Origin of the sequence: Oceanirhabdus seepicola, from assembly GCF_023684385.1 — a bacterium.
Lineage (GTDB): Bacteria > Bacillota > Clostridia > Clostridiales > Clostridiaceae > Oceanirhabdus > Oceanirhabdus seepicola.
Genome location: NZ_JAGSOJ010000001.1, coordinates 76218 through 87890, shown reverse-complemented (window position 1 = coordinate 87890; position 11673 = coordinate 76218). Strand labels below are relative to the sequence as shown.

Sequence of the window (11673 nt, the reverse complement as noted above, 5' to 3'; positions counted from 1 at the left end):
AAATATACGAGTAGACTGACTTGTTATTTATTTGAACTTGCCTTAAAGGAGTGGTAGTTATCAAAGGGATTATTTTATTGTTTTTCTTTGTATTTTGTTTTTTATTAATTATTTCAATGTTTTATTATTTTATTTTATCAGATAAGAGAATTGAAAGAAGAATTGACTATTATTTAGAAATAGATAAAAGAGAGAAAAAATTAAAGAATAAAAAGGAAAAGCTCAGTGTAGATAAGAGTAGTTTAAAAAGATTAAATGAAATAATACGAGAAAAACTATCAAACTTAAATCAAGAGAAAACTGAACAGATGCTTAGAAGTGCTGGAGTTCACTTGAATTCTGAAGAATATATAATGTTAAAATGGCTTTTAGCAACTATTATGGGTGGTATATTATATTTTATAGCAAATAATATGATTTTTTTAATTCTCGGAGGAATTATTGGATATAAATCACCTGAAATATGGATAAAGAGAAAGATTAAGATTAGAATACTTAAATTTAATGAAGGTTTACCAGATATGATAACAACAATAATAGGTTCATTAAGATCAGGTTACAGTTTTCCACAGGCTTTAAAAGTTGTTGCAGAAGAGTGTGAGTCTCCAATAAGAGAAGAAATTAAGATACTTTTAAAGGAAATGAGTTATGGAATTACTATGGAAGATGCATTAAATAATTTAAGTACAAGAATGCCAAGCGATGACCTTGAAATTATGATACAGGCTGTTTTAATTCAACGTCAGGTTGGTGGAAACCTAGCAGAAGTACTTGAAACAATAGTAAAAACTATAAGAGAGAGAATTAGAATACAACGACAGGTTCAAACTTTGACATCACAAGGTAGACTATCAGGAAGAGTAATTGGTTCACTTCCAATTATACTTGGATTAATGATTTATTTGATAAATCCAGAATATATGCAAAGTCTATTCGAAAATACATTGGGGATTATTATGATATCAGTTGGTGTTATATCTGGACTAATTGGATTCCTATTGATTAACAAGTTAACTAAAATCGAGGTGTAAGATATGGTAGTGATTTTTTTCTTATTAACCATTACATTGTTTATATTTTATATAGTTTTAAGAATTTATGAACCTAAGTTTAAAACAAAAAAAAGATTAGATGAGTTTGTTAATACTGAAAAGGTTATAATTAAAAGAGAAGAAGAAAATGAACCTCTTTCACAAAGAATAATACTTCAATTAAGAAGAAAGACCAAAGGTTTTTTTGGTGAAAAGATTTCTTCAAAAAAAGAACAGGTTTTAGATAGAAAACTTCTTCAAGCTGGAAATCCATTTGGTATGACACCAATTGAGTTTCATGCATTAAAAATAACTTTAAAGATAGTATTACCTGTATTGTTTGGTATGTATGCAAAATTACTTAATTCAGGTATAAACGGTGTTATTGTTCTAGGGTTAATTGGTTTTATTTTTGCTATTATAATACCTAATTATTATATTAATCAAAAGATTAAGCAGCGATATAAAGAAGGGTTAAAAGAACTTCCAGATTTTCTTGATATTTTAACTGTTTGTCTTGAGGCAGGATTAGGTTTTGATGGTGCATTAAATAAGGTAATTTCGAAAAAAGTTGGTGTGCTACCTTCGGAATTTCACATTTGTCTTGAAGAAATGAGATTAGGTAAAACAAGAAAAGAAGCATTAACGGGTGTAAAGGAACGTCTTGAGTTTGATGAAATAAAATCTTTAATCAATAATATACTTCAGGCTGAAAAGCTTGGAATAAGTATTGTAAAAATACTTAGAGTAAAGTCTGAAGAGGAAAGAGAGAAAAGAAAACAAAGGGCAGAGGAAGAAGCAATGAAAGCTCCGATTAAAATATTATTTCCACTTGTACTATTTATTTTTCCAAGTATATTTATAGTTTTATTGGGACCGGCAGTTATACAGTTAATAAACGAGTTTGTGAAATAAATTTAATGTAAAACACATATAGATAGAAGTCTGTTCTCGTGAATTTGAGAGAACAGGCTTCTAGTATTATATTCTCTTACTAATTCCACAAGCCTCTTCATGTGTTTTTTATTTCACTGCATGTGGTATAATATTGATAATATATAAAATTAAAGAAGAGATAAGGTTATATTTAGGTAAGGGGGACAGAATGGAAATCATAATTATATATTTAAGTAGCCTATTGTGCACTGTTGTTGGAATAAAATATTTTATAAAATTGGTGAAGGATAATAAAATATTAAAAAGGAATGAAACCTCTGAGGTAATTAAGAAATCCTGTATAAGAGAATTACATAAAAATAAATTAAACACTCCATCAATGGGCGGCGTAGTTATGAATATTGTTTTATTGATTATGAGTATAATTTACTATTTGATAAACAAAGAAATATTATGGTTCAATATTTTTATTATATTATTTGGGTTTATGGGCTTCATTGATGATTATATAAAAATAAAAAAAATCAGAGATGGAGTTACGCCAAAAGAGAAATTGATAGGATTGACTATGATAAGTTTATTTTATGTACTATTTTTTATATCAACTAATCAGGTCAATAGGATAGTAATGGTTCCATTTATCAATAAGGGAATTGAATTAAATATAATATTATATTCAGTATTTTTGGTAGTATTATTAATAGGAACAACAAACAGTGTAAATATTACAGATGGATTAGATGGATTGGCGTTGGGGATAGGCATAATAGTGTTAGCATTAATAGCTTTGATTTCTTGGCAATTTAAAAATACAAGTGTATTATATAGTTCATTAATTATACAAGCCTCTTGTATAGGAATGTTGGCGTTTAATAAGTATCCAGCAAAAATATTCATAGGTGATACTGGATCATTATTTCTTGGTGGTGCAATAGCAATCTTTATGATTGAATTGAATATTCCACTGTTGTTAATTATTGTTATTGCATTGTGTTTATGGGAAACAGTAACTGTGATAATACAATTAACATCATTAAAATTAACAGGAAAGAAAGTATTTAAGATAGCACCATATCATCATCATTTAGAGAAATGTGGGTGGAAAGAGACGAAAATAGTGTATACTTTTTGGTCAATTACAATTATTCTCTGTGTGATTGGATATTTGGGTATTTGAATATGTCTAAGGATAATTTCAATGAAATGAGGAAGATTATATGTTGAATGTAGGAATATTAGGAGCAACAGGATATGCAGGTGAAGAACTAGTTAGGTTACTTGCAAATCATAAAGAGGTGAAAATAAAAAAAATAGTATCTAAGGCGTATGAAGGGAAAAAATATAGTCATTCATATAGAAATTTTGTTGGATTGAATGACTATATTTGTGAGGGATTAAATTGGAATACTATAACTAAAGGCATAGATTTATTATTTTCAGCATTACCTTATGGAGTATTGATGGAAAATCTGACAGAGGATATGATGAGGGATATAAAAATAATAGATATTGGTGTAGATTATAGATTCATGAACAAGGATGAGTACAGTAAATTTTATGGTAAAGAACATAAATCAATGGAACTAACTGAGCAGTTTGTATATGGTCTTAGTGAATGGAATATAGAAAAAATAAAGAAAGCAAAGTATTTAGCTAACCCTGGTTGTTATGCTACAGCAATGCAATTAGCATTACTACCTTTAATTAAGGAAAATATTATTGGAGAAGACATTATAGTAGATGGTAAATGTGGATTATCTGGAGGGGGGAGAACTCTCACATTAGGTACCCATTTTGTAGAGGGAAATGAATCAATTAAGGCATACAAAATAAATAATCATCCACATAGTCAAGAAGTGAAAAAAGGGGTGGAATTCTTTCTTGATAAAAAGATAAAGTTGACATTTACTCCACATATAATTCCAATGCAAAGAGGTATGCTCATAACAGTATATACAGAACTTATAAAGGATATTGAATATGATAATGTGAAAGAAATCTATGAAAAGTATTATAGGGATAAACAATTTATTCAAATATTAGATAAAGGGATTTATGTTGAATCAAAATGGGTTAAAAATTCGAATTTGTGTCATATAAATTTTGAAATTAATAAAGAGAATAATAAACTTATTATAATAGCCGCAATAGATAATTTAATTAAAGGAGCAGCAGGGCAGGCTATTCAAAATATGAATATCATGAATGGATATGATGAAAGTACAGGATTAAGTTATGTGCCTACTTGTATATAATCAATTATAGAGAATCAATAGTTAAACTTTATTTATACATATCTCAAAATCGCAGCGCTTCAATGAGTTTTGAGTATGTATAAGTTTAGTTTCAACTTGGAATGTCTATACTTGGCAATCTGACATGTTATTTATTTCATACGCCTAAAATCAAATGTGGTACAAGGTAATTAAGGAGCATCTAATCTAGGGGTTAGATGTTCTTTTACATTATGATACAATTGTTCGAGGTTAATAAAGTTAAAAATGTAATTATCTGTAGAAAAGTGTTTAATTTATCTTGATATTGGAGGAATATCTACTTATAATTGAAATATGAATGCTTAAGAAATTGACTTATCTGAGAGGAAGTTAGTAAAGGCGTGAGATTTTAAAATATACTTAAATAAGTTTGACTATAGAAATACTTGAGATTGAATAGAATTTTTCGAAAAGAAGCTAAGGGGGGGTACCGTGAAATATAAATTTTCTGATTTAATTGACGTTAACAGGTTACAAGGACTACTTGATCATTTATATGATACTACAGGAATACCATCAACAATAATTGATGCCCAAGGAGAAGTTATAATTGAGACAGGCTGGAAGCCTATATGCACAAAATTTCATAGAATGAATCCCATAACCAATAAAAGATGTATTGAAAGTGATATGGCTATGGCAGGTAGATTCAATGCGGGGGAGCGATGTGTGGTAACGAAATGTAAGAATGGGTTGGTTGATATTGGATCTCCTATAATTATTGATGGGCACCGAATTGCTACAGTATTTCAAGGACAATTTTTTTTTGAAGAACCTGATCTTGATTTTTATGAAAAATTAGCGGATGAAACGGGAATGAATAAAGAAGAATATTTAAAGGCTGTAAGAAGTACGACGGTTTTTCCAGAAGAAAAAATAAAAAGTGTAGTTCACTTTTTAACTGGTTTATCAGAGCTCATTACTGATATTGGATATTCTAAAATGAAACTCAACGAGGCATATCTGGATTTGAAAGAGAATAATGAAGAAATTACAGCTGTTTATGAGGAACTTACAGCAACGGAAGAAGAATTAAGGGATCAATACGAAAATCTTAAGGAACAAAGTATTTCTTTAGAAGAATCACAACAAAGATATAAATTAGTGGCTGAGGGATCAAATGACATCATTTGGGATGTAGATTGGAGAAAGGGTAATCTATTCATATCCGATAGAGTTGAAGAAATCATAGGTGTAAAGTCAAAAGAAATTAAGACAATAAAAGACTATGCTAAACTTATATATGAGGAAGATAGAAAGAAAACACTAGAAAAATTCTATAAACATCTTAAATATGATGATGAGTATCAAGATGAATATAGACTGGTTTCTAAAGATGGACAGATTAAATGGATATTATGTAAATCTAAAATCCAAAGAGACTTGAACAATCAACCTATAAAAATAGCAGGCTCTGCTAGTGATATAACAGATAAAAAGCTTTATGAAAAAAGAATAGAAAAGATGGCATATTATGACGATTTAACTAATTTATATAATCGAAATGGATGCACTATTCAAATTAATAATAAGTTAAATGAGATAAAAAATAAAAATAGTGGAAACATTGCAGTTTTCCTTTTAGATTTAGATAATTTTAAGAATATAAATGATATATATGGTCATTCTGCCGGAGATTATATCTTACAAAAGGTTGCTCCAAGAATTATGGAATCATCTAAGGAAAATGAATTATTTGCGCGTTTTGGTGGAGATGAATTTATTGCAATTATATATGATTATCCAAATCTAGAATATGTTGAGGAGAGAGCAAAGGATATTCTTAATAAATTTAAGGAGCCATTTTACTTAAAATCTAAAGAAATTTTTATAACTGCAAGCATTGGAATTGCTGTAAACACTTCTGAAAAAACTAATTCTGATGAACTCTTCAAAAATGCGGACAGTGCAATGTATAGAGCAAAAATAAAAGGAAAGAATTCCTTTTGCTTTTTTAATAAAGATTTATATGAAAAAAATATGAAGAGACTTTCGATTGAAGAAGATTTAAATAAAGCAATTAAAAAGAATGAGTTTTTCTTAGTATATCAACCTAAAATTAATATAAAATCAAATAAAGTAGAAGGGTTCGAGGCATTGATAAGGTGGAACCATCCTAGTAAAGGGATTATACCTCCCATGGAGTTTATTCCTATTGCAGAACAGACTGGGTTAATACGAGAAATTGATTTTTGGGTTATGGAGGAAGTTTTTACTCAATTGAAATCATGGGAGAAAAAAGGGATTGATATGGGGGTAATATCATTGAATATTTCACCAAATCAATTGAAAGATACCAAGATAATTAATAGAGTGAAAAAGTTGATTAAAGAGATTTACATAGATATTAATAAGATACAAATTGAGATTACGGAAAATATGTTCATTGAATCATTTGAAAATGCTAAAGATATTGTTCTTAAACTAAAAGAATTGGGTTTTAAAATATCTTTAGATGATTTTGGAAAAGGATATTCTTCATTGAATTACTTGAAATGGTTACCTATTGATGTACTTAAAATTGATAAAAGTTTTGTAGATGGTATTCACAATGATGAATATGAGTTGATTGATTTAATAATTAGTTTAGCTCATCGATTAAAGTTAGAAATTGTTGCTGAAGGAGTAGAATATTACGACCAGTACGAGTATTTAAAAAATAATAAGTGTGATGTAATACAAGGGTATTATATAGCTAAGCCCTTGAGCATAGAAGATGCTGAAAAATTTATTGTGAATTTTACAAATGTTGACTAAGGCATATTTAAATATTAAGTACTATAAAAAGGATTAAAGTTTGGGACATCCAAATTTAATCCTTTTTCCTTTAGTAAGGCATATTCAAATAAATTATAAATTGCGTGTTAAAACCGGATTTTGATTATTCGAGAATTATTGATTTAACAATATTTCCTTGGAAATCTTTTATTTTAAATTTATTGTTTTCTAAAATACCATATGTATTAGGATTATTTTCTTTAGGTAAAGAAATAGAACCAGGATTAATTAAATAAAAATCCTTAGTTTTTTCAGCTACAGGTATATGAGTATGACCATGTACTAACACATCATTACCTGTCAATTTTGGTGGATTATCTACGTTGAATATATGTCCATGAGTTAAGAATATTCTTCTATTATTACATAAGATAAATGAATAATCAGCCATCATTGGATACTCAATCACCATCTGATCTACTTCGCTATCACAATTACCTCTTACAGCAATAATCTTTCCTTTAAGAGAATTCAATATAGAAGCAACTTCTTTAGGGTTATAATCTTTTGGAAGTGGATTTCTTGGGCCATGATAAAGGGCATCACCTAAAATTACTATTTGAGCGGCTTTCTCCATATGGAAAGCTTCTATTGCTTTGTTTAAATAATATAAAGAACCATGAATGTCAGATATAAAAAATAGTTTCAAAATTAATCTCTCCTTACAATTAAATGATTGCTATATAATAACATAAACATACCATATGGATTAAATTATAGCAATGGTAATGGTGTAGTATTTTATTGTAATTACATATTGACATAAGCCAAGATATGGTATAACATGATGTTGTAAAGATTACTTATAACATGAAAATAAAGTAGCTAGGGGTGCTTTTGCTGAGAGGGATGTAGATCCTGACCCTTATAACCTGATTTAGTTAGAACTAACGTAGGGAAGCTTGTAGATTATTTATATTAATATGTGAATAACTCAACCTGCCTTATGGCAGGTTTTTATTTTATTATTAAAAAGTTAAACAATTGAATAAGTGGGGAGCTGGTGTTACCGGCTGAGAAAGGACTATAAGTACTGACCCAATGAACCTGTTTGGATAATGCCAGCGTAGGAATAAGTTGCACACTCAAATGGGTGTGCTTTTATTATTTAAAAATGAAAGGAGATTTTATTATTGATAATTAATGGGAAGGAAAAGGTGTACTCAAATATTCTTTTAAAAGATCTTATAAATGAGCTTAACCTTGTAGCTGATCAGGTTGTTGTGGAAGTTGATGAAAAGATTATTCCAAAAGAAAGTTTTGAAGAACTCATGTTAGATGGTCGTGAGAAAATTGAAATAGTTGGGTTTATTGGAGGGGGTTAAATGAAGGTTGCAATAAATGACTCAATATATGACTTGAATAATTTAGAGAGGAATCTACGTAAAGATTTAAATTTGAAAGAGATTATTAAAAAAATTAATAAAAAAGATTTAGTGACATGTGATATTTTGATTAAAAATGGACACCTAGTTACTTGGGAAACTGATGTGAAAAATGGTGATGAAATTTATATGCTTAAAAAAGGGAAAGTTCCAACAGAAGAAGAGATGGCAAAGTTTTTAAAAGCTAGGCATTCTCCAAATGTCTATGGAAAACTTAAGAATGCTAAAGTGGGGATTGCAGGTCTTGGAGGTCTTGGATCAAATATTGCTATGGAACTTGCAAGGATTGGAGTAGGAACTTTGATTATTTGTGATTTTGATGTTGTTGATCCGACTAATTTAAATAGACAAAATTATTTCATTGATCAAATAGGAATGAAGAAAGCAGATGCCACGAAAGAAATAATAGAAAAAATTAACCCGTACATAGAGGTAGTAGCCCATGATGTGCATTTGGATAAATCAAATTATAAATTATATTTTGAATCTTGTGATATTATCGTAGAAGCTTTTGATAATCCCGTATGTAAAGCAGAGTTAACAAATTGGGTATTGATGAATTCAGATAAATACATAGTAGCAGCATCAGGGATGGCTGGATATTATAGTTCAAATACTATAGCGACACAAAAAGTAAGAGATAGATTCTATCTATCAGGAGATCTAGTAAATGCTGCAAAAGAATTTGATGGATTAATGGCACCTAGGGTAGGAATTGTAGCATCTCATGAAGCAAACTGCGTGCTGAGAATATTAATGAATGAATTGGAGGTTTAATTATGTGTAGTATTAAGAAAGATAAATTAATAATCGGTGGAAGGACATTGAATAGTAGGTTGTTTATTGGAAGTGGTAAGTTTCCATCAAAGTCTATTATTCCTAGTGTTATTGAGAGTAGTGAATCAGAAGTAATAACAATGGCTCTTAGACGAGTTGATTTAGATTCAAAAGAACATAATATTTTAAATTTTATTCCTAAAGGTATACAATTACTTCCTAATACATCAGGAGCAAGAACAGCAGAAGAGGCTATAAGGATTGCTAGGTTAGCTCGTGCTATGGGGTGCGGAGATTGGGTTAAAATAGAAGTAGTGAGAGATAATAAGTATCTTTTACCGGATAACATGGAGACTATAAAAGCAACTGAGGTTTTGGCTAAAGAAGGATTTGTTGTATTACCATATATGAGTCCAGATCTTATGGATGCAAAGAGATTAGTGGATGCAGGCGCAGCTACTGTTATGCCTTTGGGCTCACCTATTGGGTCCAATCGAGGAATAAGAACAGAAGAGATGATAAAGATTATTATAGATGAAATTAATATACCTATTATTGTAGATGCAGGAATAGGGAAACCTTCAGAAGCTGCTTTTGCAATGGAAATGGGAGCAGATGCTGTATTGGTAAATACGGCGATTGCCACAGCGCAGGATCCAGTAATAATGGGAAGAGCTTTTGGTATGGCAGTGGAAGCAGGTAGATTAGCATATGAAGCAAAATTAGGACGAGTTCTAAATAGAGCTGAAGCATCATCACCATTAACAGGTTTTTTAGGAGATAAAATATGAGTATTAGTAAAGTATTAGACGAATTAGATATTGAAAAAATATTAAGAGAAATTGAAACAGTTAGCAATGATGATATAATCAAAATTTTAAATAAAGAGCAAATTGATGAGCATGAGTTTTTACAATTGCTCTCACAAGAAGGTGCAAATAACCTTGAACATATGGCTCAAAACTCAAGAATAAACTCCTTAAAACATTTCGGGAAAGCAATTACTCTGTATACCCCAATGTATATTTCTAACTATTGTGTTAATCGTTGTTTATACTGTAGTTTTAATTGTAACAATTCTATAAAGCGAAATAAACTAACACTTGATGAGATAAGAGAAGAAGCGGAAGAAGTAAGTAAGACAGGAATAAAGCATATCTTATTGTTGACTGGTGAATCAGAAGTTAAAACTTCAGTAGAATATATTAAGGATGCTGTTAAGATACTTAGAGAGTATTTTCAATCTGTTGTTTTAGAAGTATATCCAATGAAGACTCATCAATATAAAGAACTTGTAGATGCTGGAATTGATGGGGTTACGATATATCAAGAAACATATGACAGAGAAATATACAAAAACGTTCATATTAAAGGACCTAAAAGAGATTATTTATACAGGTTAGATACACCAGAAAGGGCCTGTATTGCTGGAGTGAGAACCATAAATATTGGTGCTCTATTAGGATTGGATGATTGGAGAGTAGAAATTTATAAAGTTGGATTGCATGCAAAATATCTTTCGGAAAAATTTCCTGAGGTGGAGGTGGGAATATCACTTCCAAGAATAAAAGAAATATCATCAACAGAAAATGTACCTTATAAATATAATGAGATTACAGATAGAGAGTTTGTCCAAATATTTTCAGCATTGAAGTTGTTTCTACCACATTGTTCTATAAATATATCAACTAGAGAATCAAAGAGTATGAGAGAAAATCTAATTCCTATTGGAGTAAACAAAATGTCAGCGGGAGTATCAACAGAAGTTGGTGGACATAAAATTAATAAGAATAGTGAAAAGCAATTTAAAATATCAGATGAGTCATCAGTTGAAGATGTTATCAAAATGATAGAAAGAGTAGGATATCAACCAGTACTCAAAGATTGGATGTTACTTTGATGAGCAGAAGTATAATTGTAGCGATTACAGATCATCGTGATGAGTTAAACATTATGATAAAAAAACAAAAAGAAGGTATTAAACATGGAGTAAATATCGTTATAGTCAGAGGATATGATAGTCTTTCAGATATTGATAAGATTTGCAAAGAACTAAGAGTTCTTAAAGAACAATATGATTTTCAATTAATAATAAATGCATATCCAACTAAAGAACTTCTGAATCTTAAACCAGATGGATTTCATCTGAATGTTAAAAATATGGAAAAGATTATTAATAATAGAGTCGATCTTAATGACTTTGGAAAGATTGGTGTGTCAGCTCATAATAAAGAAGAAATAAAGCTAACAGAGAAAGTTTCTCCAGATTATGCCTTGATTTCCCCAATATTTCAACCATCCTGTAAAAATACTGTGAAAACTTTAGGAATCACTGGGTTAGAAAAGATGATACATGATTTTTATGAAATATATCAATCTCAAAATAAAATTGTACCAAAGTTGATTGCACTTGGGGGAATAAAAAAACATAACTATCTTAAATTACTGGGGAATACTTGTCTGGATGGAATTGCTTTAATGTCAGCAATACAAGAGATAAAAGATATCTTGTAATAAAAGGTATTTTTA

General features: G+C 29.6%; 11 protein-coding genes and 2 riboswitches. Of the genes, 10 read left to right on the top strand and 1 reads right to left on the bottom strand.

What is annotated here, in order from left to right; translation table 11 throughout:
• Positions 1-77: 77 nt before the first annotated feature.
• The 5 genes from KDK92_RS00420 (at position 78) to KDK92_RS00400 (ending at position 6961) form a co-directional block, all read left to right on the top strand.
• Positions 78-1031 (top strand): type II secretion system F family protein, encoded by a 954-nt coding sequence (locus KDK92_RS00420; protein ID WP_250857028.1) that lies wholly within the window; start codon positions 78-80, stop codon positions 1029-1031.
• 3 nt (positions 1032-1034) lie between these two features.
• Positions 1035-1946: a type II secretion system F family protein gene (locus KDK92_RS00415; RefSeq protein ID WP_250857020.1), complete on the top strand. Its 912-nt coding sequence runs from the start codon at positions 1035-1037 to the stop codon at positions 1944-1946.
• A 190-nt stretch (positions 1947-2136) separates the two neighbouring features.
• Positions 2137-3105: a phospho-N-acetylmuramoyl-pentapeptide-transferase gene (gene mraY, locus KDK92_RS00410; RefSeq protein WP_250857012.1), complete on the top strand. Its 969-nt coding sequence runs from the start codon at positions 2137-2139 to the stop codon at positions 3103-3105.
• A gap of 40 nt (positions 3106-3145) precedes the next feature.
• Positions 3146-4183 carry an N-acetyl-gamma-glutamyl-phosphate reductase gene (gene argC, locus KDK92_RS00405; RefSeq protein ID WP_250857006.1) on the top strand — a complete coding sequence of 346 codons (1038 nt, stop codon included), beginning with the start codon at positions 3146-3148 and terminating at the stop codon, positions 4181-4183.
• Positions 4184-4636: 453 nt separating this feature from the next.
• On the top strand, positions 4637-6961 hold the full coding sequence (locus tag KDK92_RS00400; protein ID WP_250857005.1) for an EAL domain-containing protein: 2325 nt from the start codon (positions 4637-4639) through the stop codon (positions 6959-6961).
• Between the two features lie 124 nt (positions 6962-7085).
• Here KDK92_RS00400 and yfcE read toward each other — a convergent pair whose 3' ends face one another.
• Positions 7086-7631 (bottom strand): phosphodiesterase, encoded by a 546-nt coding sequence (gene yfcE / locus KDK92_RS00395; protein ID WP_250857004.1) that lies wholly within the window; start codon positions 7629-7631, stop codon positions 7086-7088.
• 168 nt (positions 7632-7799) lie between these two features.
• Positions 7800-7898, top strand: a riboswitch (TPP riboswitch).
• 67 nt (positions 7899-7965) lie between these two features.
• Positions 7966-8072, top strand: a riboswitch (TPP riboswitch).
• Between the two features lie 43 nt (positions 8073-8115).
• Here yfcE and thiS point away from each other — a divergent pair.
• From thiS to KDK92_RS00370, 5 genes are read left to right on the top strand one after another with little or no spacing between them, the layout of a single operon-like run.
• A complete protein-coding gene (thiS, locus tag KDK92_RS00390) occupies positions 8116-8307 on the top strand; it encodes a sulfur carrier protein ThiS (RefSeq protein WP_250857003.1) in 192 nt (63 codons plus the stop codon).
• Positions 8308-9144 (top strand): sulfur carrier protein ThiS adenylyltransferase ThiF, encoded by an 837-nt coding sequence (gene thiF / locus KDK92_RS00385; protein WP_250857000.1) that lies wholly within the window; start codon positions 8308-8310, stop codon positions 9142-9144. It begins immediately after the preceding gene.
• A gap of 2 nt (positions 9145-9146) precedes the next feature.
• Positions 9147-9935 (top strand): thiazole synthase, encoded by a 789-nt coding sequence (locus KDK92_RS00380; RefSeq protein WP_250856998.1) that lies wholly within the window; start codon positions 9147-9149, stop codon positions 9933-9935.
• The gene (thiH, locus tag KDK92_RS00375; RefSeq protein WP_250856990.1) at positions 9932-11044 is read left to right on the top strand and encodes a 2-iminoacetate synthase ThiH; all 1113 of its coding nucleotides are present in this window, start codon (positions 9932-9934) and stop codon (positions 11042-11044) included. Before KDK92_RS00380 ends, thiH begins: the two co-directional genes overlap by 4 nt.
• A complete protein-coding gene (locus KDK92_RS00370) occupies positions 11044-11658 on the top strand; it encodes a thiamine phosphate synthase (protein WP_250856982.1) in 615 nt (204 codons plus the stop codon). Before thiH ends, KDK92_RS00370 begins: the two co-directional genes overlap by 1 nt.
• Positions 11659-11673: the final 15 nt, after the last annotated feature.

Bases quoted from the DNA above. Each gene is read 5' to 3' on its own strand.
- thiF (WP_250857000.1), top strand. From the start codon at position 8,308: ATGAAGGTTGCAATAAATGACTCAATATATGACTTGAATAATTTAGAG.
- KDK92_RS00415 (WP_250857020.1), top strand. From the start codon at position 1,035: ATGGTAGTGATTTTTTTCTTATTAACCATTACATTGTTTATATTTTAT.
- KDK92_RS00380 (WP_250856998.1), top strand. From the start codon at position 9,147: ATGTGTAGTATTAAGAAAGATAAATTAATAATCGGTGGAAGGACATTG.
- argC (WP_250857006.1), top strand. From the start codon at position 3,146: ATGTTGAATGTAGGAATATTAGGAGCAACAGGATATGCAGGTGAAGAA.
- KDK92_RS00370 (WP_250856982.1), top strand. From the start codon at position 11,044: ATGAGCAGAAGTATAATTGTAGCGATTACAGATCATCGTGATGAGTTA.
- thiH (WP_250856990.1), top strand. From the start codon at position 9,932: ATGAGTATTAGTAAAGTATTAGACGAATTAGATATTGAAAAAATATTA.
- mraY (WP_250857012.1), top strand. From the start codon at position 2,137: ATGGAAATCATAATTATATATTTAAGTAGCCTATTGTGCACTGTTGTT.